Origin of the sequence: Amycolatopsis sp. NPDC051106, assembly GCF_040682775.1 — a bacterium.
GTDB lineage: Bacteria > Actinomycetota > Actinomycetes > Mycobacteriales > Pseudonocardiaceae > Amycolatopsis.
The window spans coordinates 26,982-50,508 of the sequence record NZ_JBFBBQ010000057.1 but is presented as its reverse complement, the minus strand read 5'-3'; the positions used below and the strand labels follow the sequence as shown (position 1 = coordinate 50,508).

25 protein-coding genes and 2 pseudogenes are annotated in these 23,527 nt (G+C 73.3%); 10 read left to right on the top strand and 17 right to left on the bottom strand.

Annotated features, from left to right (window positions below; genetic code table 11):
- Window positions 1-155: 155 nt before the first annotated feature.
- Window positions 156-503, top strand: a complete 348-nt coding sequence (locus tag AB0M83_RS33165) for a WGxxGxxG family protein (RefSeq protein ID WP_364523011.1) — start codon at window positions 156-158, stop codon at window positions 501-503.
- Between the two features lie 610 nt (window positions 504-1,113).
- Entirely contained in the window at window positions 1,114-1,587 is a 474-nt protein-coding gene (locus AB0M83_RS33160; RefSeq protein ID WP_364523009.1) for a hypothetical protein, read from the top strand.
- Between the two features lie 68 nt (window positions 1,588-1,655).
- Here AB0M83_RS33160 and AB0M83_RS33155 read toward each other — a convergent pair whose 3' ends face one another.
- On the bottom strand, window positions 1,656-2,573 hold the full coding sequence (locus AB0M83_RS33155; protein ID WP_364523007.1) for a hypothetical protein: 918 nt from the start codon (window positions 2,571-2,573) through the stop codon (window positions 1,656-1,658).
- A 250-nt stretch (window positions 2,574-2,823) separates the two neighbouring features.
- On the opposite strand from AB0M83_RS33155, the gene AB0M83_RS33150 reads away from it, so the two are divergent.
- Both AB0M83_RS33150 and AB0M83_RS33145 read left to right on the top strand, forming a co-directional pair.
- Window positions 2,824-3,825 carry a polysaccharide deacetylase family protein gene (locus AB0M83_RS33150; protein ID WP_364523005.1) on the top strand — a complete coding sequence of 334 codons (1,002 nt, stop codon included), beginning with the start codon at window positions 2,824-2,826 and terminating at the stop codon, window positions 3,823-3,825.
- Window positions 3,815-4,849, top strand: coding sequence for a DUF3152 domain-containing protein (locus AB0M83_RS33145; RefSeq protein ID WP_364523003.1), 1,035 nt, complete (start codon window positions 3,815-3,817; stop codon window positions 4,847-4,849). Before AB0M83_RS33150 ends, AB0M83_RS33145 begins: the two co-directional genes overlap by 11 nt.
- Before the next feature lie 14 nt (window positions 4,850-4,863).
- Here the strand turns inward: AB0M83_RS33145 and AB0M83_RS33140 are convergent, their stop codons facing one another.
- From AB0M83_RS33140 to AB0M83_RS33120, 5 genes are all read right to left on the bottom strand, one after another.
- Window positions 4,864-5,646 (bottom strand): GAF and ANTAR domain-containing protein, encoded by a 783-nt coding sequence (locus AB0M83_RS33140; protein ID WP_364523001.1) that lies wholly within the window; start codon window positions 5,644-5,646, stop codon window positions 4,864-4,866.
- A 26-nt stretch (window positions 5,647-5,672) separates the two neighbouring features.
- Window positions 5,673-6,395, bottom strand: a complete 723-nt coding sequence (locus AB0M83_RS33135; protein ID WP_364522999.1) for a metallophosphoesterase — start codon at window positions 6,393-6,395, stop codon at window positions 5,673-5,675.
- Window positions 6,392-7,201: a hypothetical protein gene (locus tag AB0M83_RS33130; protein WP_364522997.1), complete on the bottom strand. Its 810-nt coding sequence runs from the start codon at window positions 7,199-7,201 to the stop codon at window positions 6,392-6,394. The genes AB0M83_RS33135 and AB0M83_RS33130 overlap by 4 nt, the downstream gene beginning before the upstream one ends.
- Window positions 7,202-7,268: 67 nt before the next feature.
- Window positions 7,269-7,559, bottom strand: coding sequence for a hypothetical protein (locus AB0M83_RS33125; RefSeq protein WP_364522995.1), 291 nt, complete (start codon window positions 7,557-7,559; stop codon window positions 7,269-7,271).
- A 9-nt stretch (window positions 7,560-7,568) separates the two neighbouring features.
- A complete protein-coding gene (locus tag AB0M83_RS33120; protein ID WP_364522993.1) occupies window positions 7,569-7,985 on the bottom strand; it encodes a CBS domain-containing protein in 417 nt (138 codons plus the stop codon).
- Here AB0M83_RS33120 and AB0M83_RS33115 point away from each other — a divergent pair.
- Together AB0M83_RS33115 and AB0M83_RS33110 are read left to right on the top strand one after the other, a co-directional pair.
- Window positions 7,963-8,211, top strand: a pseudogene (locus AB0M83_RS33115) (DUF3140 domain-containing protein); the annotation flags it as partial. The gene AB0M83_RS33120 and the pseudogene AB0M83_RS33115 sit on opposite strands and share 23 nt — an antisense overlap.
- A 47-nt stretch (window positions 8,212-8,258) precedes the next feature.
- Window positions 8,259-8,597: a hypothetical protein gene (locus tag AB0M83_RS33110; protein WP_364522991.1), complete on the top strand. Its 339-nt coding sequence runs from the start codon at window positions 8,259-8,261 to the stop codon at window positions 8,595-8,597.
- Between the two features lie 128 nt (window positions 8,598-8,725).
- On the opposite strand, the gene AB0M83_RS33105 is transcribed toward AB0M83_RS33110, so the two are convergent.
- On the bottom strand, window positions 8,726-9,238 hold the full coding sequence (locus tag AB0M83_RS33105) for a GAF and ANTAR domain-containing protein (protein WP_364522989.1): 513 nt from the start codon (window positions 9,236-9,238) through the stop codon (window positions 8,726-8,728).
- Window positions 9,239-9,582: 344 nt separating this feature from the next.
- Between AB0M83_RS33105 and AB0M83_RS33100 the strand changes: the two genes are divergently transcribed.
- Complete coding sequence (locus AB0M83_RS33100) at window positions 9,583-10,782, top strand: zinc-dependent alcohol dehydrogenase (protein WP_364522987.1); 1,200 nt, start codon at window positions 9,583-9,585, stop codon at window positions 10,780-10,782.
- The gene (locus tag AB0M83_RS33095) at window positions 10,772-11,041 is read left to right on the top strand and encodes a DUF6480 family protein (RefSeq protein WP_364522985.1); all 270 of its coding nucleotides are present in this window, start codon (window positions 10,772-10,774) and stop codon (window positions 11,039-11,041) included. Before AB0M83_RS33100 ends, AB0M83_RS33095 begins: the two co-directional genes overlap by 11 nt.
- A gap of 33 nt (window positions 11,042-11,074) precedes the next feature.
- Here the strand turns inward: AB0M83_RS33095 and AB0M83_RS33090 are convergent.
- The 6 genes and pseudogenes from AB0M83_RS33090 to AB0M83_RS33065 all read right to left on the bottom strand — a co-directional run.
- A pseudogene (locus AB0M83_RS33090) lies at window positions 11,075-11,331 on the bottom strand (xanthine dehydrogenase family protein molybdopterin-binding subunit); the annotation flags it as partial.
- Window positions 11,325-13,418 carry a xanthine dehydrogenase family protein molybdopterin-binding subunit gene (locus AB0M83_RS33085; RefSeq protein ID WP_364522983.1) on the bottom strand — a complete coding sequence of 698 codons (2,094 nt, stop codon included), beginning with the start codon at window positions 13,416-13,418 and terminating at the stop codon, window positions 11,325-11,327. The gene AB0M83_RS33085 and the pseudogene AB0M83_RS33090, both read right to left, overlap by 7 nt.
- Window positions 13,415-14,431: a xanthine dehydrogenase family protein subunit M gene (locus AB0M83_RS33080; protein ID WP_364522981.1), complete on the bottom strand. Its 1,017-nt coding sequence runs from the start codon at window positions 14,429-14,431 to the stop codon at window positions 13,415-13,417. The genes AB0M83_RS33085 and AB0M83_RS33080 overlap by 4 nt, the downstream gene beginning before the upstream one ends.
- Window positions 14,428-14,961, bottom strand: coding sequence for a 2Fe-2S iron-sulfur cluster-binding protein (locus tag AB0M83_RS33075; protein ID WP_364522979.1), 534 nt, complete (start codon window positions 14,959-14,961; stop codon window positions 14,428-14,430). The genes AB0M83_RS33080 and AB0M83_RS33075 overlap by 4 nt, the downstream gene beginning before the upstream one ends.
- A gap of 303 nt (window positions 14,962-15,264) precedes the next feature.
- A complete protein-coding gene (locus AB0M83_RS33070; RefSeq protein ID WP_364522977.1) occupies window positions 15,265-16,020 on the bottom strand; it encodes a PIG-L deacetylase family protein in 756 nt (251 codons plus the stop codon).
- A 28-nt stretch (window positions 16,021-16,048) separates the two neighbouring features.
- On the bottom strand, window positions 16,049-16,615 hold the full coding sequence (locus tag AB0M83_RS33065; protein WP_364522975.1) for a CGNR zinc finger domain-containing protein: 567 nt from the start codon (window positions 16,613-16,615) through the stop codon (window positions 16,049-16,051).
- A gap of 90 nt (window positions 16,616-16,705) precedes the next feature.
- Between AB0M83_RS33065 and AB0M83_RS33060 the strand changes: the two genes are divergently transcribed.
- A complete protein-coding gene (locus AB0M83_RS33060) occupies window positions 16,706-17,962 on the top strand; it encodes an epoxide hydrolase family protein (protein ID WP_364522973.1) in 1,257 nt (418 codons plus the stop codon).
- Here AB0M83_RS33060 and AB0M83_RS33055 read toward each other — a convergent pair.
- The gene (locus AB0M83_RS33055) at window positions 17,908-18,351 is read right to left on the bottom strand and encodes a MarR family winged helix-turn-helix transcriptional regulator (protein ID WP_364522971.1); all 444 of its coding nucleotides are present in this window, start codon (window positions 18,349-18,351) and stop codon (window positions 17,908-17,910) included. The two genes, AB0M83_RS33060 and AB0M83_RS33055, sit on opposite strands and share 55 nt — an antisense overlap.
- Window positions 18,352-18,440: 89 nt before the next feature.
- On the opposite strand from AB0M83_RS33055, the gene AB0M83_RS33050 reads away from it, so the two are divergent.
- Window positions 18,441-19,658 (top strand): amidohydrolase family protein, encoded by a 1,218-nt coding sequence (locus AB0M83_RS33050; RefSeq protein ID WP_364522969.1) that lies wholly within the window; start codon window positions 18,441-18,443, stop codon window positions 19,656-19,658.
- Between the two features lie 9 nt (window positions 19,659-19,667).
- On the opposite strand, the gene AB0M83_RS33045 is transcribed toward AB0M83_RS33050, so the two are convergent.
- From AB0M83_RS33045 to AB0M83_RS33035, 3 genes are read right to left on the bottom strand one after another with little or no spacing between them, the layout of a single operon-like run.
- Window positions 19,668-21,026, bottom strand: a complete 1,359-nt coding sequence (locus AB0M83_RS33045; protein WP_364522967.1) for a PepSY domain-containing protein — start codon at window positions 21,024-21,026, stop codon at window positions 19,668-19,670.
- Window positions 21,027-21,055: 29 nt separating this feature from the next.
- On the bottom strand, window positions 21,056-22,726 hold the full coding sequence (locus AB0M83_RS33040; protein WP_364522965.1) for a copper resistance CopC family protein: 1,671 nt from the start codon (window positions 22,724-22,726) through the stop codon (window positions 21,056-21,058).
- Entirely contained in the window at window positions 22,723-23,487 is a 765-nt protein-coding gene (locus tag AB0M83_RS33035) for a DUF1775 domain-containing protein (protein WP_364522963.1), read from the bottom strand. The genes AB0M83_RS33040 and AB0M83_RS33035 overlap by 4 nt, the downstream gene beginning before the upstream one ends.
- Window positions 23,488-23,527: the final 40 nt, after the last annotated feature.

Genomic DNA, 23,527 nt, shown 5'->3' with positions numbered 1-23,527 from the left:
CCGGGGAACATCTTACAAAAGGCGCGACAGTGCCGGGAACCGGGGCCGGGAAGGAGCGGATTCGCCCGTTCCCGTGACGGCTGGTGTGAACCCCGGGGTCTTCGGGAAAACGCAGGTGGTCGACCATCCACCGCTCGAAGGAAGGACCGTTCCCGATGAACCGCACAGCACGGACACTGATCTGCGGGTGCGCCGCATCCGCCGCCATCGCCCTGGCCGGCGCGACACCCGCCGCTTCCGCTCCCGCCCCGGCACCCGTCACGATCGCGCACCAGGCGGACGACCCGGACGACGGCACGAACCGGGACACCACGCGGGACGACGACGGGGACAACGGCTTGTGGGGCCTGCTCGGGCTCATCGGCCTGCTCGGGCTCGCGGGGCTGGTCCGGCGCGGCCCGAAGACCGGGGCCATGGCGGGATACCCGGCCGCGGGCGCGGGGACGCCGCCCGCGAACGCGTACCCGCCGGCCGAGCCGCGCCGGAACCCGCCGGGCGCCTGAGCACGGCTTCCGCCGGGCGAAACGGCCAGCACGTATTCCCCACTCCTCTTCACGAAGAACGTCCCGGCGCTGTTCAGCGCCGGGACGTTCTTCTTTTGGTGCCATCCGGCGGGCGCCGTCGTGTCAGGTCCCGGCACCGAGGAGGCCATCCACCGGCGGTGAGCCGGTTTCGACCGGCGCCCAGATTAGCGTCACATTCGCCGTGCAAGAAGTGGTTTTCCGACGTAGCCTTCTTAAGAGTGGCTTTCCGGCGACAGATAAATGGGCATGGGTACCCCGTATTTTCAAGATCAAACTTCACGAACGAGTGAACTAGGCCCGGACGACGACACCCCGCCGCTGTCGCACCCCGCGTGAGAAAATCCGCCTGAATTCAGTCGAATTCCCCGTTGCACTCCCCCGAAAGAGGGTCGCGCATACACTCGGTGATCACAGCCGCGTGTCGCCGAGTTCCCGTTTCACGCGAACTCGATGTTTGTCCGGCGGCGCCGCGAGTGCCGCACACCGTCCGGATTCACCGGCGACCGGGCGGTTCCGGCGTCTACTGGCGTCATTCTCGTCAGGCGCTCACCATAATCGCGTCCGCATCGTCATTCCCGAGGAGTACGACATGAAGAAACGATTGATCCGTACGTTCGCGATGATCCTCACCGCGGCGTTCGTGAGCGTGGCCGGTTCGGGCGTCGCACTGGCCGGCGGCCCCGGCGGCAGCGGATCGTCCAGCACCACCAGCGCGGCCGCCGAGGTGCAGGCGCTGCGTGACGGACTGGCCGCCCGCGCGGATCACGGGGACGTCCCCGGCACGCAGGCCACGCTCGCCCGGCTCGACCCCCTGCTCACCGACCTGGCGCAGGGCAAGCGGTACACCATCCAGGCCGATGCCCGCGACACGGCGGCGACCGCCCGGCAGGAGAACACCGAAGCCCGGAAGGGCGTCGACGAGCTGGCCACCCGGGTCGAGGCCCGCCAAGGGCTGCCGTCGGTGACGGACCTGCTCAACGCCCTGGTCCAGCGGCTGCTGCTCAGCCTGTCCTCGCTCGTGAACGACCTCCTCGGCGGACCGCACATCATCCCCGCCGGCTGAGCCCGGCCGGGAACGGCGAAAAGGCCGGTGCGGAGACTCTCCGCACCGGCCTTTTCGCTGGGCCACGACTATTCGTAAACCACGTACGCCGGCGTCGGCGGCAAGGCCAGCACTTCGGCCGGGGTCATCAGGGCGGCGCCACGGCGGGTGTCCTCGTCGAAGAACAGCTTGAACCCGGGCCGCACGTGGCCGGGCTTGGTCGTCATGAGCGTCTTCCAGGTCGCCTTCTTCGCCGCAGCCGAGCCGATGCCGTCGACCACCTTCACCGGCGACACCCCGGTGTGCGGCAGCAGCAGGGCCTCGTCCCGCACCACCGACGACGCGACCTGGTGGTACACCATGACCTTCGCGGGCAGCCGGTGCGCCACGGCGAGGCCGGCGAGGTACCGGGCGACCTCGTCGAGCTCGGATCCGTCGGTGCGGCCGAACTTCTTGCCCGGCACCACCCCCGGTTCCACGGCCCATTCCGGGTCGAGCGCGACGCCGACGTCCGGCTCGGTCAGCCAGCGCTCGTACGCCCGCACTTCGGGGAGGAAGTCGGCGCGACCGGGCTGGATGTTCAGCAGCAGCAGGCCGTTCATCGCCCGGGCGGCGTCGAGGTAGTCCCGCACCGTCTCGTCCTCGCAGCGGCTCCGGTACATGCCGTCCGCGCCCGGCGTGCGGTGCACGGTCGTGGCGATCAGCTCGACGACCGGGGTGACCGGCCGCCCCGGCGGGAAGGTCGCGATGCGGCGTCGCAGCTCGTCGCTCGCGGCCGTGAGATCGCCGGTCATCCGGCCGAGGGCTTTCGCGCCCGGGGCGCCGCAGAACCCGACGAGCAGGCTCTTTTCCAGCGGGTTCGGCGGGGGTGGCGCCGGTGCCACGGCGACGGGGGAAGCCGTCACCGGCACCGCGAGGGCCCGCTCCCTTCGCTGGGCACCACAGGCACTTCCGGCCAGACCCGCCAGTGCGGTGGTGAGCAGGAGACGACGACTGAGATTGCGCATGCGGGACTCCTTCGGGCTGCCCTCCGCGCCGGCTGCCGAGCGCGGATCCGGGGCCAGCAAAGGGAATACCCGCGGTGATCTTTTGGCAAACCCCGGCGGCGACGATCACCGCATCGTGCCGGAGCCTGCCCCGGACCCGAGGCTCCGACCAGGGGAAACGGGGATTTTCGCGCTGTGCCAGCGGAAAGCGCCGTCACCCGACCCGGTGGGCCCGCACGCGCCGCGGCGGGCGCGGTCGCACACTTCCGGCATGCGTTCCCTTTTCCGGCTGGCGGCCGGGTGCGCCGCCGTTCTCGCCGCCTCCGCCTGCGGGACCCCACCGCCTCCGGCCGCACCGGCGGCGGCACCGCGTCCGGTACCAGCGGCGGCGCCCGCCCGCGTCACCGCCGAGACCGCGCGCGGTCTCGGCGCGGACGAGCTCGGCCGCGTGCCGGTGCTGATGTACCACCGCATCACCGACCGGCCGAAATCGGTCTACGAGCGCACCCCGGCGGACTTCACCGCGGAGCTGGAACGGCTGGCCGCCGAGAACTACGTCCCCGTCACGACCGCCGACCTGGTGGCCCGGCGGCTGGACCTGCCGGCCGGCGCGCACCCCGTGGTCCTGACCTTCGACGACGGCGACCCCAGCGTCTTCACCCTCACTCCCCAGGGGCAGCCCGCACCGGGCACCGCCGTGCGGATCCTGCTCGACGTCGCGGCCGCGCACCCCGCCTTCCGGCCCGTCGCCAGCCTGTACGTCAACGAGAGCCCGTTCGGCGGCGACGAACGCGCGTTGCGCTGGCTCGCCGAGCACCACTTCGAGATCGGGAACCACACCCGGCGGCACACGAACCTGCGCAGTGCGACCGAAAGCGCGGCGACGGCCGCGATCGTCGAAGGCGACGGCCTGATCCGGCAAGCGGTGCCCGGCTACCAGCCGGCCACCCTGGCTTTGCCGTACGGGGCACAGCCTCGCCACCGCGAGCTCGCGCTGCGGGGAGCGGGCTACTCCTACGGCGGCGTCCTGCTGGTCGGAGCGGGGCCTGCGCCTTCGCCGTGCTCGCAGGATTTCGACCCCGTGGCGATCCCGCGGATCCGGTCCCAGTCGACCGGGACGGACGCGAACTACGGTTCCACGCACTGGCTCGACGTCCTCGCGTCCCCGACGGGACGCCGGTACACGTCGGACGGCGACCCGGCGACGGTCGCCTACCCCCGGTCCGAGAGCGCCCCCGCGCCGGCTTGTGCGAGCGTGGGCCTTGCGTACTGACCAGCTCCCGGTCCGGAGCGACGGCCACCGGGCCGACTGGCTGCCGCAGCCTCGCCCCCGGCCCGTCCCGCCGCAGGCCGTCCCGCCGCAGGCTGTCCCGTCGCAGGCCGTCCGGTCGCAGATCGTCCCGGCCGAGCCCGTCGTCGCGGCCGAGCCCGTCGTCGCGGCCGAGCCCGTCGCCGCGGCCGACCCGGTCGTCGCGGATCCGCCTCGGGTCGCGTCCGCCGCGTGGTGGCAGCCGGGGCTGCTCGCGTTCGCCATCCTGCTCGCGGTGGCCATGCTGCTGATGCCGTTCGCGGTCACGCCCCGGGTGGTCGCGGGGACCCCGTTCCCGAAACAGGTCAGCCGCCCGCGCCCGGCCGTCGTCCCGGCACCGGCGGAACCCGCCGAGCTGCCCAGCGGCGTCCCGGTCACGCCGTCGGGAGCCGGCACGTGGCACGTCGTGCCCGGCGCGACCGGCACCGTCGCGGGCACCGCCGCGCGGCAGCTGACCTACACCGTGGAGGTCGAGGACGGCGTCGACGTCCCGTCGTTCGCCGCGGACGTCGACGCGATCCTCGCGGATCCGCGCGGCTGGACCGGGCTCGGCGACGTGTCGTTCCGGCGCGTCGACGGGACGGACGCCGAGCCCGACGTCCGGATCGGCCTCACCAGCCCCGGCACGAGCCGGCGCCCGGACCTCTGCGGCTTCGCCATCCCGTACGACTCCTCGTGCTACCTGCGCAAGCGGCACCGGGTCGTGGTGAACCTGGCCCGCTGGCTGCGCGGCGCCCACTCCTTCGACGGCGACCTGGCGGGCTACCACCGCTACGCGATCAACCACGAGGTGGGCCACGCCCTCGGCCACACGCACGTCGGCTGCCCCGCCCCTGGCGCGCCGGCCCCGGTGATGATGCAGCAGACGTTCGGCCTGTCCAACACGTACCTGGCGCAGCTCAACCAGTCCGACCCCGGCGCGGCCGCGCGGGTCCACCCGGACGGCGCGGTGTGCCGCCCGAATTCGTGGGTCACCCCGGCGCCGTGACGGGCCCCGCCGGATCACTCCCGGCCGGCGCGCGGCAGATCGATCTCCGCATGGCGAGTCGCGAGGGTGTGCGCCAGCTCGGCCAGCTTCACGTTGAGCTGCTGGGAAGTCCGGCGCAGGAGGTCGAACGCCTCGTCGGCCCCGATCCCCCGGCGCTGCATCAAAATGCCCTTCGCCTGCCCGATGACGTCACGGCTGTCGATCGCGCGGCGCAGGTTCTCCGCCTCCAGCTCGGCCCGCGTGCGGGCCGAGACTCCCGCCAGGGCCAGGGAAGCGTGCGTGGCCGGCAACAGCGCCGTGTCCCGCGCCCGGTCGTCGAGCACCGCCGTCCCGCGGGCGTAGATGTTCAGCGCGCCGCTTTGGTGTTCGGGCGCGGCGAAGGGGTACAGCGCGGTCGACAGGACCGCCTTGAACCCGTGTTCCGCCGCGCGCGGGCCGAAGCGCGGCCACGCCGGCTCCGCCGCGAGGTCGTCGCTGTGGACGTGGCCCGGGCCGTCCTCGCGGGACGCCTCCAGGCAAGGACCTTCCCCGGTTTCGTACTGCACCCGGTCCAGCTCGGTGGCCACGGGATCCGTCTCGACCGGGGTGAAGTACTTCCCTCGCGGGGACCGGAGGGTCACCGACACCAGGTCGGCCCCGGGCACCGTATGACGGGCGGCCCTCACGACCTGCTCGAGGACTTCGCCGACGGTGGCCGCGTCCAGCAGCCGCGCGGTCAGCTCCGCGAACTGCCCGGCGAGCGGGCCCGGCTCGCCGTCGAGCGCGGCCCGGTTCCGGTCGTCGTCCGGGTCGGTCATCGCGCCACCTCCCTCCGCCGAGCGGCTCAGCGCACCGCCGCCGGTTCGAAGGCGTAGACCGCGTAGGCCTTCCGGATCACCGGCTGCGCGACGTTGCGCACCCGCACCCCGCCCGGCGTGATCCCCTGCTCGCAGCCGAAGTGCGCGTGGCCGTGCAGGGCCAGGTCGGCGCCGACCTCGTCGATCGGCTCGCACAGCAGGTAGGACCCCAGGAAGGGGTGGATCTCCGGCGGCTCTCCGTGGAGCGTGCCGTCGACCGGCGAGTAGTGGGTCAGCGCGACGACGACATCGGTGTCCAGCTCCAGCAGCGCGTGCCGCAGCGACGCGGCCGACGCCATGGTGTGCTCGACGAAGTCCTTCATCTCCCGCTCCCCGAACCGGCTCGCGCACTTGCCCGCGAAACCACCGCCGAAGCCCTTGACCCCGGCCACGCCGAGACTCCGCCCGCCGAGGGTGAACCGCGCCGAAGTCCCTTCCAGGACCGTGATCCCGGCGTCCGTCAGCAGGCCGGCGACCCGGTCCGCGGCGTCGCTGTGGTGGTCGTGGTTGCCCAGCACCGTGACGACCGGGACGTCGAGGCCGCCGAACTCGCCGGCGACGACCGCCGCCTCTTCGGGCGTGCCGTGCCGGGTGAGGTCACCGGCCAGCAGCAGGATGTCGGCGTGCTCGCCGACGTTCTCGAGCACGGGGCGCAGCGACCCCCGCGAGTCTTCTCCGAGGTGCACGTCCCCGACCGCGGCGATCCTCATCGGCCCAGCTCCTCGGCCGCACCCGGTTCCCGCACGTCGGCCACCCGCAGGTCGTTGTGCACCAGCTCCCGGCCCACCAGCTCGCACACGACGGCGTCGACGTCGGCCTTGCGCGCCGGGCAGGTGACCTCGCCGGTGAGGTGGACGTGCTCGCCGCGCACCGTCACGTGGACGCCGAGCTCGGCGGTGCGGGGGTCTTCGGCGAGCGCCCGGGTCAGCCGGGCGATCAGGTACTGGCGGGTTTCGGTCATGATTCCCCCGATCGGGTCGATCACGGACAGCCGGGTGAGCAGCGAAAGGAACGCGGCCGCGTACGGCGAGCCGGCGGTGGTGACCGCGACCTCGGCCCAGTCGACCTGCTCCCGGAGGTCACGCGCGATCCGCAGCAGCGGACCGAAGTCGCACCGGTGCGGGTCGAGCACGAGCAGCTTGTCGACGAGCAGGTCGGTGCCGGAGACGACCGGCGCGGCGGTCGGGCCGATCCGCATCAGTGCGGCGCGGTCGAGCAGCGCGTCGGTCACCGGCCGGTGGTTGGGCCGGAAGATCAGGTCCACGAGGCGGTCACCGTCGTAGACCTTGGTGAGCCAGTCCTCCGGCGGCTCGACGGCTCGCAGGCCGGCGTCGACGAGCAGTTCGGACGCGCGCCGGGCGTCCTCGGCCTTGAGGAACAGGTCGACGTCGTGGTCCGAGGGCGGCCCGCCCCGCGCGTAGACCGCCAGGCCGCCGGCGACCGCGAACCGGATGCCGTGACCGTCGAGCGCGGTCACGACCCGGGTGAGGCTCTGGAGCAGCGCATCGGTCTCCACGGCCCACCTTCCCGTCTGTGCTCGGGCGACGGAGGGCCTCCGCCCGGAGGCCCTCCACGTCAGTTCTTCACTCCACGCCGAACGCGGGCTGTTCTCCGCCGCCCGGCGCCAGAACCAGCGTCCGGCCGTCCACGACGTCGGCCGTCGCCTGGTCGGCGAACACCCGGGCGCCGGTGTCGTCGTCCACGAAGACCGTGTCGGTGTCGGTCGGGGTCGCCGACACCGACGCCGTCACACCGGGCTGCTGCGGGGTCGCACCGGCGAGCGCGTGGATCCGCAACCCGCCTTCCGGGGCGGCGCCCGCCTGCCGGACCATCGTGACGATGGTGCCGGCCGCGTCGGGGTCCATCTTCAGCATCGTGCTCGCCTACCCGAACGAGAGCGCTTCGACGAGTTCGCCGGCCTGCGGGTTCGGCAACGCCCTCGCGACGTCGGCCTGCGCCACCACCCCGACGAGCTCGTGGCCGTCGATCACCGGCAGCCGGCGGACCTGGTGCTCGGTCATCGTCCGCAGGATCTCCTGGGCGTCGTCGTCCGCGCCGATCGTCACGGCTTCGCCCTGGGCCAGCTCGCCGACGTGCACCGCACGGGGGTCCTTGCCCTCGGCGAGCACCTTCACCACGATGTCGCGGTCGGTCAGCATGCCCTTGAGCCGGTTGTCCTCACCGCAGATCGGCAGGGCACCGACACCTTCCCTGGCCAGGATCTGCGCCGCGTCGTGCACCGTGTCGGACTCGCGGGCGCAGGTGGCACCCGACGTCATGATGTCCCGGGCGGTGGTCATGGTTCTTCTCCTTTCCGGAGGGTCTTTTCGTCCGGCTACCCGGTGCGCGCGGGCCTACACCTCCCGGCCGCGGAGGCCCTCGTTTTCACCTGGCCGCGCAGGCACTGCCCGACCAGGCGGGCACACCGACCGGCACGACATCCTGAGCATCCTCCGGAAACGGAGGTCCGATGTGGACACCCACGACGCCGGGGTGATGCGCAAGGTCGTCGACCGCGTCCTCGCCCAGCGCCGCGACGTGTGCCCGGCCCCGCGGGCGGGTAACCGCCGACGATGGAGAACCTCGACGACACCACCGTGGCCGCGCTGGACGAGTTCGTCCTGGCCCGGCTCACCGAAGACGAAAACCGCGTGCGCGAAGGAAAGCTGCCGCTGCTCGACGAAGCGGAACGGCGTGGACGGCTTCGGATCATGCGCGCCCGCGAAGGCGACGGGCTGCTGCTGGCCGCCGGACCGGTCGAAGCGATGGAGGACCGCGTGCCGGTGCCGTTCCCGGAGAAGGCGGAGTTCCTCAGGCGCGAGATCCGGGACGGGCACGACGACGCGTCGGTGCGGCTGATCGCCTCGGCCTACGAGGCCCACCCGGACTGGCACGACGAGTGGCGTGCGTAGGCCCTCTGGCGCCGCACCGGCGAACGTGCCAGGCCAGGTCGGGCAGTAGGACCTGTCCGGACGCGGCGTGAGCGGGCCGGACCCGGCGGACGCGTCCGATCGGTCACCACCTGCACGACCAGCCACCGTCACTCGGACGACGTGTCGAACCGCAGCCGGCGTGCCACGACGGCCCGGGCGACCTCGGTCACCGGGACGCGGTGGCTGAATGCGTGCGCCCGCAGCCGCAGCAGCGCGTCTTCGAGGCTCACCCGCAGCTCGGTGGCCAGCATGCCGGTGGCGACGTGGACGTCGTCGTAGAACCCGGCCGGCTCCGTTCCCGCGGCCGCCGCTCCGGCGCTGTCGACGAGCAGCGCGGTCGTGGCCAGCTCGGCCAGCACCAGCGCGTCGGCGAGTTCCGCTTCCGCGAGCTCACCGGCCCGCCGCCGGTAGAGGGCCAGCGTGCCCAGCCGGAGCGCGGCCGCCTGCAACGGAAAGGCGAAGAGCGCCGCGGCTCCGGCGGGCACCGCGCTGTCGGACAACCCCGGCCACCGGTGCCGCTGCTCCCCCAGATCACCCACCAGAACCGGGTCACCGGCTTCGAAAGCCTCGACGCCGGGCCCCTCGCCGACGGTGTACTGCAGTTCCTCGAGCCCCGCCACCCACGGGCCGCTCGCCGCGGCGAGGTCCTGCGTCCGCGGTCCCGCCCGGTGATCGCCGCACCGTCGACCCCGACCTCGGCCACCACGACGTCGCACACCACCCCGGCCCAGCCGGCCCCCTCATGCGCCCGCTCACTCACCAGCCGCGAGAGCCGCTCACGGCGCGGACCGTCCACCGCTCGCCACCTCTGCGTCCGGCGTCCACCCGGCGGAGCGTCACCTCCGCCGGGCCCCATCGTCGCGCAGGTGCCGGCGAGGTGCCGCGCTGTCGGGCAGCCGCGGACGTTTCGGGGGCGGGCGACGGGGCAACCGGGCCGGGACAACCGAGCCGAGGAGGCGAACCCGTGAAGGCAGTGGTGTGGCACGGCGTCGGGGACATCCGTGCCGAGGAAGTGCCCGACCCGAAGATCCTCGAGCCGAGTGACGCCGTCATCCGGATCACCCGCAGCGCGATCTGCGGGACGGACCTGCATCTCGTCCGCGGGACGATGCCGGGGATGGTGCCCGGGACCGTGCTCGGCCACGAGGCCGTCGGCGTCGTCGAAGAGGTCGGGCCCGCCGTGCGGGGGTTCACCCCGGGCGACCGGGTCGTCGTGTGCTCGACGATCGGCTGCGGCACCTGCTCGTACTGCCGCGCGGGCTACTACGCCCAGTGCGACACGGCCAACCCGAACGGTCCCGCCGCCGGCACCAGTTTCTTCGGCGGGCCCGAGACCACCGGCCCGGTCGACGGCCTGCAGGCCGAGTACGCGCGGATCCCCTTCGCGATGACCACGCTCGTCCGCATCCCGGACACCGTCACGGACGACCAGGCGATCCTCGTGTCGGACATCTTCCCCACGGCCTGGTTCGGCGCCCGGCTGGCCGAGGTCGGCCGGGGCGACAGCGTCCTGGTGCTCGGCGCCGGCGCCGTCGGCCAGCTGGCCATCGCGTCCGCGAAACACCAGGGCGCGGGCCGCGTCTTCGCCGTCGACGGCATCGCCTCCCGCCTCGACCTCGCCCGCGGGCAGAACGCCGAGACCGTCGACTTCAACGCCGAGGACCCGGTGGCCGTGGTCCGGGAGCTGACCGGGGGCATCGGGGTGGACCGCGTGATCGACGCCGTCGGCGTGGACGCGCAGCGCCCGGCACGCGGACCGGCGGCCGGCCAGGGCGAGGACCTCGAACCCGAGCGCGAACTCGCCGCGCCCGACGCGGCGCCGGACGGCGACCAGTGGGTACCGGGCAACGCCCCGAGCCTGGCGGCGCGCTGGGCCGTCGACGTCGTCGCGAAGGCCGGCTCGATCGGCATCATCGGGGTCTACCCACCGGGGTTCGACCGGTTCCCGCTCGGCACGGCGATGAACAAGAACCTCACGATCCACTCGGGCAACTGCAACCACCGCCGGTACGTGCCGCGGCTGCTGCAGCTCGTCGCGTCCGGCGCGGTCGACCCGACGGCCTTCATCACCCAGCACGAAGAGCCGGCGAAGGCGATCGACGCGTACCGGACGTTCGACCGGCGCGAGTCCGGCTGGCTGAAGACGGTGCTCGATGTCGCCTGACCGGAACCGCCGCGAGGACGAACCCGGGACGGCCACGCCCCCGGACCCGGAACCCGCCGCCACCCCCGACCTGGAACCCGGCGGCGGCGTCCCGCCCGGCAGCACGCCGCCGGACTCCGCGCAGACGTCGGGGTTGTCGCACCCGCAGCCGATGCCGTCGAAGGCCATGCCGGTGGCCTGGCTCGTGGTGATCGGCGTGCTGACCTTGATGGTCGCGGCGTTCGTCGTGTCGCTGGCGATCGGGTGGCTGCGGATGTGAGCCGCCCGGCCCTGCCGGACCGGGCGGTGATCGTCAGTCCGGCAGGGCCGCCAGCACCTTGTCCAGGGTGATCGGCAAGTCCCGCACCCGCACCCCCGTCGCGTGGAACACCGCGTTGGCCACCGCCGCCGCCGTGCCGACGATGCCGATCTCGCCGATCCCCTTGCTGCCCATGGGGTTCAGGTGCAGATCATGCAACGCCATGGACAACCCCATGGTCATCCCGCGCCGAGAAGCCGCGACCGCGCGGTGAGCGGATCGACGACCCGCCCCGCCACGAACATCAGTCCGGCAGGGCGGCCAGCACCTTGTCCAGGGTGATCGGCAAGACCCGCACCCGCACCCCCGTCGCGTGGAACACCGCGTTGGCCACCGCCGCCGCCGTGCCGACGATGCCGATCTCGCCGATCCCCTTGCTGCCCATGGGGTTGAGGTGCGGGTCGTGCTCGTCGAGCCAGTCCGCCCGCAGGTCGCCGACGTCCGCGTTGGCCGCGATGTGGTACTCCGCCAGGTCGTGGTTGACGACGTGCCCGAAACGCGGGTCGAGCACGCTGTTCTCGTGCAGTGCCATGGACAGGCCCATGGTCATGCCGCCGAGGAGCTGCGACCGCGCGGTGAGCGGGTTGACGATCCGCCCCGCCGCGAACGTGCCGTGCAGGCGCGGCACCCGGATCTCCCCGGTGTCGGCGTTGACGCGCACCTCGGCGAACTGCGCGCCGAAGGCGTACATCGCGTACCGCTCCTCGTCCGGGTTCTCCGGCGTGCCGGCCTCGGCTTCGGCGCCGTCTTCCGGGTCCGTGCCGTACTTGTCGCGGAACGCCCGCGCGGCCGCGACCACGGCCGAGCCCCAGGACGCCGTCCCGGTCGAGCCGCCGGCGACCGTGGCGGTGGGGTGGGCGGTGTCGCCGATCCGGGCCTCGACCCGCTCGACGGGCACCCCCAGGACGTCGGCCGCGATCTGCGGCAGCACCGTCCACGTGCCCGTGCCGATGTCGGCGGCTCCGATCTCGACGACGTACCGGCCGTCTTCGAACCGCACGACCGCCGTCGAACCCGGCGACCGCCTGGCTGGGTACACCGAAGCCGCGACACCGGTGCCGACCAGCCAATCTCCGTCGCGCCGGACGCCCGGTCGCGGATCCCGTTCCGCCCAGCCGAAGTTCTCCGCGCCGGTCCGCAGGCAGGCGACGAGGTTGCGGCTGGAAAACGGGTTCCCGGTGTCGGGGTCGCGCTCGGGTTCGTTGCGCACGCGCAGGTCGATCGGGTCGATGCCGAGGGCGACGGCGAGCTCGTCCATCGCGACTTCGGGACCGAACATGCCCGGGCACTCCCCCGGCGCCCGCATCCACGACGGCACGGGCACGTCGAGCGCGGCGAGCCGGTGCGTCGTGGCGCGGTTCGGGGCGGCGTACATCATCCGCGCGGGCAGCGCCGTCTGCTCGGCGAACTCCTTGATCCGCGACGTCTGCTCGACGACGTCCAGCCCGAGGGCCCGCAGCCGTCCGTCCCGGCCGGCGCCGAGCCGCATCCGCTGGATCGTGGGCGTCCGGTAGCCGGTCAGGCCGAACATCTGCTGCCGGGTCAGGGCGAGCCGCACCGGACGGCCCGGCACCGCACGGGCGGCCAGCGCCGCGAGGACGACGTTCGCGTGCGCGGTGCCCTTCGAGCCGAACCCGCCGCCGACGTACGGGCCGATCACGCGGACGCGGTCCTCCGGCAGGCCTAACACCTTCGCGACGGTCTGCCGCACCGGGTGCACCCCCTGCGTGGAGTCCCACAGGGTCAGCGTCCCGTTCTCCCACAGCGCCGTCGTCGTGTGCGGTTCGAGCGGGTTGTTGTGGTACATCGCCGTGGTGTAGGTCTGCTCGACCGTGACGTCGGAGCCGCGGAAGGCGGCGTCCACGTCGCCTTCCGCGGTGTCGGTGGGGAACGACGGGTTGACCTTGTCCGGCTTGTACAAGTCGTCGCGCTCGGCGGACAGCGTCAGGTCGGCGGGCTCTTCTTCGTAGTCGACCTCGACTAGCTCCGCGGCGTGCCGTGCGGTTTCGGACGTCTCCGCGACCACGAGCCCGATCACCCGGCCGCGGAACGGGATCTCGCGGTCCTGCAGCACGGCGAGTTCGGCGTCTTCGGTGTCGGCGAGCCGCTCGGCGGTGAACGGCGTCAGCACGCGCACGACGCCGTCGAGGGATTCCGCCGCGACGGTGCCGACCCGGCTGCAGCGGCCCCGCGCGATGGTGGCCTGGACGGGGTGGCAGTGCAGCGGCTCGTCGACCGGCACCTCGAAGGCGTACGGCGCCGTGCCGGTGACCTTCGCGGGTCCGTCGCGGCGGGTGTGCGACCGGCCGATCGCGGCCGGCTCCAGGGGTTCGGTCATCGGCCCGGCTCCTCGGCGGTCGGCTCGTCGGTCAGGTCACGCAGCACCGCGGCGAGCGTGCGCCGGACGAGCGGGATCTTGAAAGCGTTTCCCCCGTCGACGCCGTCGAGCGCGCGGGCGTCGGCGAGTTCCGCGTCGGCCGCCGCCCGGAACACCTCCGCGGACGGCCGCGCACCGCGCAGCACCTCTTCGGCGCGGTGGGCGCGCCACGGCTTGTGCGCGACCCCGCCCAGCGCCACCCGCACCTCGTCGACCACACCATCCACAAGAGACACTCCGGCGGCGACCGAGACGAGGGCGAAGGCGTAGGACGCGCGGTCACGCACCTTGCGGTAGCGCGAGCGGCGCGCCCAGGGCGCGGCGGGCACCGTGATCTGCGTGATCAGGTCGCCGTGGCCGAGCACGGTGTCGCGGTCCGGCCGGTCTCCCGGCAGGCGGTGCAGGTCGGCGAACGGCACGACGCGTTCTCCCTCGGGCCCGAGCACGTGCACGCCGGCGTCCAGCGCCAGCAGGGCCACCGCCATGTCCGACGGGTGGGTGGCGACGCAGTGCTCGGACGCGCCGAGGATCGCGTGGTGGCGGGTGTAGCCGCCCAGAGCCGAGCAGCCGGAGCCCGGCGACCGCTTGTTGCACGGCGTCGTGACGTCCTGGAAGTACACGCAGCGCGTGCGTTGCAACGGGTTCCCGCCCGTGGTCGCCATGTTCCGCAGCTGCGCCGACGCACCCGACAGCAGAGCCTCGGCCAGCACCGGAAACCGCGCCCGGACCCGGGAGTCGGCCGCGAGGTCGCTGTTGCGGACGCCCGCGCCGATCGCCAGCCCGCCGTCGTGGTCGCGGATCTCCGCGGAGGTGAGCGTCTTGACGTCGACGAGCCGGTCCGGCGCCGCGACGCCCAGCTTGAGGTGGTCGACCAGGTTGGTCCCGCCGGCCAGGTACACCGCGGCGGGATCGGCCGCGACGGCCCGGACCGCGTCGGCCGCGGTCTCCGGCCGGTCGAGGGTGAAGGGCTTCACCGCGCCTCTCCCGCCTGCCGGATCGCGGCGACGATGCCGACGTAGGCTCCGCAGCGGCAGAGGTTGCCGCTCATCCGTTCGGCGATCTCCTCGTCGGTCCACTGTGGAGTGTCCGAGACGGACGCGGTGACGTGGCTGGGTGCCCCGGCGTCGAACTCGGCCAGCAGGCCGGCCGCGGAGCAGATCTGGCCGGGGGTGCAGTAGCCGCACTGGAAGCCGTCGTGCTCCAGGAACGCCTGCTGCAGCGGGTGCAAGTGGTCACCGTCGGCGAGCCCGGCCGCGGTGGTGACTTCGGCGCCGTCGCAGGTCAGGGCCAGCACCAGGCAGGCGAGCACGCGGCGGCCGTCGAGCAGGACCGTGCAGGCGCCGCACTGGCCGTGGTCGCAGCCCTTCTTCGGGCTGGTCACGCCGAGCTGTTCCCGCAGCAGGTCGAGCAGGGTGCGCCGCGGATCGACGGCCGGCCGGTACGCCGTGCCGTCGACCCGCAGCTCGATCGTGCGGGAACCGCCCGCGGTCTCGGTGGTCGCCATGGCCGCTCCTCGTCCGGGAGCACCCCGGTTACCCGGCGACCCCGGCGGAAAACACGCCGCACGCCGCTGGGTCCGGCCGGGCGGGCGACCCGCCGAGATCCGTCCCCGCGCGGCAGGATCGAGCTCGGCCAGTGGGCCGCAGCTCAGGACGAAAGTCAGGGGGAGCCTGCAGGTCGTACGCACGAAAAGCACGGGGTGCTCGACCACCGCGACTTCGCCGCTCCTCGTCCGGGAGCACCCCGGTTACCCGGCGGAAAACACCGTCCAGCTCGAGGGGACCGCGCGCTCCGGCGAACTGACGGCTCAGGAGGAAAAGTCCGGGGGCGCCTGCAGGTCGTGCGCACGGAACAGCACCGCGTGCTCGACCCCCATGGCTTCTCCGCTCATCGCGGCGAACCGCGGGATGAAGTCCGCAGGCGCGGGGTGGTCCGGCAGCGCGGCCAGGTACGCGGCGTGCGCCTCGAGGGAGGCGACGCCGCGGCGCAGCGGCTCGCCCGTGACCTCGACGCCGTGCGTCGCGCCGGAGCCGGCCAGTCCCGGGATGATGAACCAGCGCGCGGAATGCGGTTCGAGGTGCTCGTCGTCGACCTGCTCCGGGAAGACCCAGCGGTTGCCCGCGTCGCGGACCGCGTCGAGGGTCGCGAGCCCGGCCGCCCGGTGGTCGGCCTGGTCGAAGCCGTAGGGCGTCTCGATGTCGTACGCGGTGCCGAGGACGACGTCGGGCTTGAACCGGCGGATCTCCCGGCAGATGTCCCGGCGCAGGTCGAGGCCGTAGGCGAGGACGCCGTCGGGGTGTTCGAGGACGGTCAGGTGCTCGACGCCGACGGCGGCGCAGGCGGCCCGCTGCTCGGCGACGCGCAGGCGCGCCGTCTCCTCGGGCCGGTTCGGCATGCCGGCCTCGCCGCGGGTCAGCAGGAGGTACCCGACCTCGATGCCGCGCGCGGTCCAGCGGGCGACGGCCGCGGACGGGCCGTACTCCATGTCGTCGGGGTGCGCGACGACGCAGAGCACCCGCTGGAAGGACTCGTCGGGAAGGGCAGGCAACGTCATGCCGGCCATCCTCCACGGCCGGACGCCGCCGTGCCGCTCAACCGGGGTTCTTGCGGTGGTTGGCGTTGAAGCGGGCTTTCTTCTGGCGGTTGCCGCACGTGTTCATGTCGCACCACTTGCGGGTGCGGCTTTGGCTGGTGTCGAAGAAGGCGGCCCGGCAGGTCGGTGAGGCGCACAAGGCCAGTTTCCCGTCTCGTTCGCCCGCGATGATGCTGATCGCGTCGGCGGCGATCACGCCGAGGGCGTCCTCCACGGGGGAAGCCGAGCCGAGCTGCCACCGCCGCTCGCCCTCGGGCGTCAGGACGGCCGCGGCCCCACCCCGGGCGCTGCGGGCGTTGATGACCCGGACAGCGGACGCGGGGAGAGCCTCCTGGCTCGCGGCCGCCGTCGCGGCGGCGTGGATCGATTCCCGCAGTTCCCGGGCGAGGTCGAGCTGGGCGGGGGTGCAGGCGTCCACGGCGAGGCCGTACACCGCCAGCCAGTCGGCCAGCCGGCCCGGCGTGGGAATGCGTTCCACCGCGTCGCCGTGACGCTCCGACAAAGTCCCCGTGAAGCTGGTCGCCAGCACGGTACCGAGGCGGAATTCGGGGAACTCGACACGCATGGAACCACCTTAGCAGGTTGCTTCCCGTCCGGAAGAAATGTTAGAACCGTCTAAGCCGGTTCTCGGCTCCGCGACAACCGAGGAGGTCCCATGCCCCGTCCGACCAGCGAAGTGCAGGCATTCGAAGCCCACGCGGCCGACGCCGACCTCGACGACCTGCGCGCGCGGCTGGCCGCGGCACGGCTGCCGGAGGCCGAGACGGTCGATCGCGCGGCGTCCGGCCGCCGCCGATGGGGACAGGGCGTTCCGCTCGCCGACCTCGCCGAGCTCGTGCACTACTGGCGAACGGGGTACGACTGGCGGTCGTTCGAAGAGCGTCTCGACCGGATCGGCCAGTTCCGCACGGCCATCGACGGTCTGGGCATCCACTTCCTGCACCGCCGATCCGCGCGCGCGGACGCCACGCCGCTGCTCCTGACCCACGGCTGGCCGGGCAGCATCGCCGAGTTCGTCGACGTGGTGGACGAGCTGGCGGATCCGGAGGACGCGGACACACCGGCGTTCCACGTGGTGGTTCCCTCGCTGCCCGGCTTCGGCTACAGCGACAAGCCGGCGACCACCGGGTGGGGAACCGAAAAGATCGCGGCCGCGTGGGTGGACCTGATGGGAAGGCTCGGTTACCGCGAGTTCGCCGCCCACGGCGGCGACTGGGGAGGCAACATCACGACGGTCCTCGGCGGCCGGTTCCCGGCGCACGTCCTCGGCATCCACACGACGTTCGCGGCGGGACCGCCCGGGCTGACGACGGACGGGCTGACCGCGGCCGAGCGCCGGTGGGCCGAGGAAACCCGCGATTTCTGGCACCACCGCGCGGCGTACGCGAAGCAGCAGGCGACCCGGCCGCAGACCATCGGGTACTCGCTCGTCGACTCGCCGACCGGGCTGCTCGCCTGGATCCTGGACAAGTTCGCCGAGTGGTCCGACACCGAAGACAGCCCGTTCGAGACGATTTCCCGCGACCGCGTCCTCGACGACGTCACCCTGTATTGGCTGACGCGAACCGGCGCGTCGGCGGCCCGCATCTACTACGAGAGCCACAATTCGCTCGATCCGGGACTCCGGGTCGACGTCCCGGCCGCGATCACCATGTACCCCCGCGACATCGAGAAGTGCCCACTCCCCTGGGCGCGGGAACAGTATCGGCGGATCGTCCGCTGGAATTCGCCCGAAGCCGGCGGGCATTTCCCGTCGCTGGAGGTTCCCGGGTACTTCATCCGGGATCTGCGAGAGGGCCTCGCGGCCGTGCTGGCCGCCCACCGGTTGACCGCGGCCGATCTCGGCCGCGGCGGTCTTCAGCGGTCCTTCGGCGCCCGCCGGCGGGACCACTCACCGGCATCGGTCGTGTAGCGCACGAGCAACCGCGCGAACTGCGCACGGTCCTCCGGCGCCCAGCCGGCCGTGATGTCTTCGAACGCGGCGCGCTGCTCGGCGGCGAACCGGGTCCGCTCGGCCTCGCCGCGATCGGTCAGCTCCAGCACCGTCCGGCGGCCGTCCGCCTGGGACGCCGCCCGCCGCAGCAGGCCGTCGGCGATGCAGGCCGCGACCGTCCGGCTGGCCACCGGCTGCGCGACGCCCATCTCGGCGGCGAGCCCGCCGACGGTCATTTCACCCGGGGCGTCGGCGACCACGTTCAGCACCAGGTTGCGGGACAGGTCGCGGCCCGTGGCCGGGGCGCGCCGGCGCAGCCGGGACAGCGCCGGCCCGATCTGGTCCAGCAGAAGGTCGTCACCGCTCACCTGGTGGATCGTAGTACCCGGCGCATTTGCATACCAGCGTTAATATGCATAGCATTAGGTATGTAACTACTAGTGAGAGTGAGGCCGCCATGGCCACCACCGCCATCACCGGCGCCCGGGTGTTCGACGGGGAGAAGCCGCTGGGAGTGCGGACCGTCGTCGTCGACGGCCGCACGATCCGCCAGGTCGGCGGCGAAGTGCCCGCCGGCGCCGAGGTCGTCGACGGCCGGGGCGCGACCCTGCTGCCCGGGCTGATCGACGCGCACGTCCACTCCGGTCCCGGCACGCTGGCGCTGGCCCTGCGGTTCGGCGTCACCACCGAACTGGAAATGCAGGGCATGAACACCCGCGAGAACCGGGCGCACATCACCGAGGACGACACGGTCGCCGACGTCCGGTCCTCCGGCTTCGCCATCACGCCGCCCGGCGGTCACCCCAGCGAGCTCATGCCGGAAGGGTTCCGGCCGGCCGGCGACCTGCCGCCGGTGATGCCGCTGATGCCGTTCTCCACCACGCCGGACCAAGCCGCCGCGTACGTCCCGCAGCTCCTGGCCCGCGGCTCGGACTACATCAAGTTCATGGTCGACGACGGCAGCGTCGAGGGGCACCCCGGGCTGCCGATGCTCGACCAGGCGACGCTGAACGCGGGGGTCGCCGAGGCCAAGAAGTACGGCGCCCTCACGGTCGCGCACGCCCTGACCCTCGACGCCACCCGGATGGCCGTCGAGGCCGGCGTCGACGGCCTCGTCCACGTGTTCATGGACCGCCCGCACACCGAGGAGATCATCGATCTGATCGCCGAGGCGGGGACGTTCGTCGTGCCGTGCGTCTGCCTCGACGCGTCGATGACGGGCATCACCGGCAGCGCCCTCGCCGACGACCCCCGCGTCGCCCGCCGCCTCGACGCCGGCTGGGAAGAAACCCTGCGCTCCAGCTACAACCGGTACCCGCAGGGCAAGCTCGAAGACGTCCTGGAGACCGTCCGCGCGCTGGCCGCTGCGGGCGTGGACGTGCTGGCGGGCACCGACGCCTCCATGGCGGAGACCTTCTTCGGCGGCTTGGCGCACGGCGCCAGCCTCCACCAGGAGCTGCAGTACCTGGTCGCGGCCGGCCTGACGCCCGCGCAGGCGCTGCGCGCCGCGACGGCGACCACGGCCCGCCGCTTCGGCCTCGGCGACCGGGGCCGCATCGCCGAGGGACTCCGCGCCGACCTCCTGCTCGTCGACGGCGACCCGACCGCGAACATCGGCGCCACCCTCGACACCCGCGCGGTCTGGCGGCGAGGCGCCCGGCTCGAGGAATCGTGATGCGGGCTCCTATGCCGGTTTCGCGCGGCGCTTGAACCGGCTCAGGGCCGCGTCCACGGCCAGGAACACCGGCAGGCTCGCGCCGAGCACCGGCAGGCGCCACGCCAGCAGCGCGACGCCGAGCAGGACGGCGATCAGCGGCCGGCCCGCCAGCTGCCGCCACACCGGCCGCGGCAACGACGTCCACCGTCCCCGGTACGGGTTGTGGATCCACCACATGCGGTACCCGAGCGCGAGCAGGACGAGCGTCGCCACCGCCAGCGCCGCGAGGACGAGCTGGTTCGCGAGCCCGAAGAGCGTGCCGGTGTGGAACTCGGTGCCCAGCGTGCTGAGCTTGGCGACGAGCGAGTAGTCGTCCCAGCCGATCCGTTCGGTCACCGCTGCCGTGTACGGATCGATCGCGACGGCACCCTGGTGGATCGGCAGCCCCTCCGCGATTTCCGTGACGGTGAACGGCGTCCCCGGCACCGACGGCGGGGTCACGGCCAGCTCGCCGCTCAGCCCCGCGGCCTCCGCGGCCGCCACCGCGCGGTCGACGCCGATCGGCCGTGCGCCGGGCGGAACCGGCACCGGGGCCGCGGCGAGCACCGGGGCCCGCAGGTGGAGCGGGTCGGCCGTCCGGTCCGCGCGGCCACCGGCGAACTGGCTCATGGCGAGCCCGGTGACGCAGACGAGCAGCAGGCCCGCGGTGAGCCACAGACCGGCGGAGCCGTGCACGGCACGCAGGCGCGTCCACCCGGTCTTGTCCCCGGTGGACGGCAGGAGCACCTCGCGCAGGCGGCGTTTGCGGCGGGTGCGGGCGAGCCACAGCACCAGTCCGCCGGCGACGATGAGGGGCACCCAGCTCGCGGCGAGTTCGGCGTAGAGCCGGCCCGGCGTGCCCAGCTGCAGGTTGCCGTGCAGCTGGCGCAACCACGTGTTGGCGGGCAGCCGGTTCTCGGCCGTGGCCAGCTCGCCGTTGATCAACGCGGTGTACGGGTCGACGAACACTGTGCGGTCCGGGGTGCCGGCCGGGCCGGGGACCGCCAGCACCACGCGGGTGGTGCGGTCGGCGGCGGGCGGCGTCAGTACGGACTTCAGCGTCGCCTCCGGGTGCGCGGTGAGAGCCGCCCGGACCTGGTCGGCGAGCGGGCGCCGCACGTCGCCGACCTGGCTCACGTGCAGGTCGGTCCGGTAAAGGCTGTCGTGGATCTGGGGGCTGAACACGTAGACGAGCCCGGTCAGGCACAGCACCGCGAGGAAGGGCGCGACCACGATGCCGGCCAGGAAGTGCAGCCGCCGGGAAACGAGCTGCAAGACGGTGCCCAGCCGCGGCGAGGGCGACGGCCGGCGAGCACGGTGCGCGGGAACGGTTGGCGTGGCGGACAAGGCGCCTCCTGGGCGGCTGGAAACAACGCTCATCGCACATCGATGGGCTGCTTGACCGTGTGCGTGCTCCCGTCCCCGGCCCGCAAGGTCAACGCGAGCTCCCACCGGCCGGGCTCGGGCACGGTCGCCTGCCCCGTCCAGTAGCCGGATCCGGCGCGGTTCACGGGCAACGGCGTCGTCCGGTCCCCGCGGACGAGCGCGGCGGTCACCGTGGTGTGCTCCCGGTGCGCACCGAGCACCGACACGCGCGCGTCGAGCCGATCCGCGACGGGGATGAGGACCAGGTCCACCGAGCCCTGCCCGTCCGGCTGGCCGGTGTCATAGGCAAGTCGCGTCGGTGCGACCTGCTGCCGGATCGCCGCGGGCACTTCGCCGGGCGCTCCCACAGCGTGCGCGGTCCCGGCGGGATCGAGCGCGAGCAGCGCCGCGGTGGCGACGACGAGCACCGAGACCAGCCCGGCGGCACCCGCGATTCGCCGGCTGAACCGGCGCCGCCGCGCGACCGGGCCGCCCACGCGACGCGCACTGAGCCAAGCGAAACCGCCGAGCACCACCGCCAGCGCGAGCGCTCCGGCCGGGACCCAGCCGAAGTCGTGCCCGGACCAGAGCTGAGCGGTACCGGCCACGGCGAGCAATCCGGCGCACGCCAGCAGCGGCCGGACGAACCGGGACACCGTGTCCCGGACCGCGGGGAGCCGGAAGATCAGCAGGCCACCGGCCGGCAGGGCGAGCGCGGTGAGGAGTGCGACGTCCACGGCGAGCGCGAGAGGTGACGGCGTGCCCGGTGGCCGTGGATCGGCGAAGGTCCACGTGGCGAGCACGGCCGTCGCGCAGCCCAGCACTCCGGCACCGCGCAGCCGGCGCTCACCGGCGGTGGCCGCGGGCGGGCTCTTCATCAGCAGCGCGAGACCGAGCGTGGCGGGGACGAGCACAGCCAGGCGGGCCAGCAGCGCACCGCCCGCGTCGGATTCGAAGGCGGCCGTCAGCAGCCGCGGGTCGAACGCGTCGCGCAGCGGCACCCACGCGGCGTACGGCCCGAACGACGCCAGCGCGCCGAGCGTGCCCGCGACCAGCACCCACCACGTGGTCTTGACCAGCCGGCGGGTGGCCCGGGTCCGCGCGGCGACCGGCCCGATCGCCGCGACGAAGAACGCCACGCCCGCGAGCACGACCATGGCCGCGACCGCCACCGCCCGCGTCGTCAGGTACACCGCCGCGACCACCGGGTCGCGCGCCGTCTCGATCTCGGGCACGCCGTCGGGCCGGATGGGGTACGAGACGTCGAAGGTGAAGGAGCCGCTGACGGGCTGCAGCCGGCTCGACGGCAGCGTCCACGCCACCGCGTAGGTACCTTCATGGCGCTCCGCGGGCATCGGCACGGAGATCGTGTCCGCCCGGCCGCCCGGGTGGACCGGCCGCTCGAAGACGACCTGGCTGCCGTCGGGGTCGAGGACGCGCACGGTGGCCAGGGCGGCGGGCACCGGGCGGTCGAAGGTCAGCACGACGGCGTCGGGCGACTTCACCACTTCGGTGCTGCCCGGCGAAGTCGTCACCAGTACCGGGTCCCCGGTCGCCGCCGGTGTCGTGGCGAGCACGGTGCCCCAGCACGCGGCGACCAGGACCAGGAGCGCGACGAGCCGCCCGGCCGCGCGGGGCGGGGGTACGGTCGCCGCGCGGGGACGCTCCAGCACCTTCGTCATCCGGCACCCACCTGGGTCTCCTCCGCGCGTTCGGCTTCGGGCTCACCGGCGGCCGTGCGGACCTTGCGGCGATGCGCCCGGAACCCGGCCACCGCGATCACGACGAAGGCGAGTCCCACCGCCGCCCACAACACAGCGAACGGAGGCCCGCCGACCACGCTCGCCTCGGGTGCCGCCTGGTCCGCCGGAGCCGCCACACCGGCACCCTGAACCGGTTGCGCCGCGGCGGATCCGGGCACGGGAGCCGGTCCGGACCCGAACGTGATCGCCGGAGCGGGCGAGGTCGTTTCGTTCCAGTGCGCGACCGCGCCGTTGGCGAAGGTCTGCGTCGCCTGGAACGCCAGCCGCCCGTCGGCGGGCAGGGGGCCCATGGTGACGAGGAACTGCTCGAACTGCTTCGGCGCGACCGCGCCGCCCTCGAACACGAGGGATCCGGCGACCTCGCCGATCACCTTGCCCCCGGCCCGCAGCGGCGGGTTCAGCGGCCGCGGCCGGACGGTCGCGGTCCAGCCCGGCGCCGGAGCGACCTCGACGTACGCGACCGGAGGGTTCTGCGGGAAGACCAGTTCGAGCCGGGTCGACTTCGTGTCGGCCCGCTCGTTGGCCAGCCGGAAGGCGAAGGTCTGCGTGCCACCGCCGTCGGCGCGATCGGGCACGATGGACACTTGGGCCGCCGCGGGCGCGGACAGCGCCAGCATGCCGAGCACGGCCGTGAGCAACGCGGACAGGGTGCGGAACAAGGCTTTTCGGCCGTGCGACATGGGATCTCCTGAACGCCGTGGCCCGGGGCCGGGAGTCGGC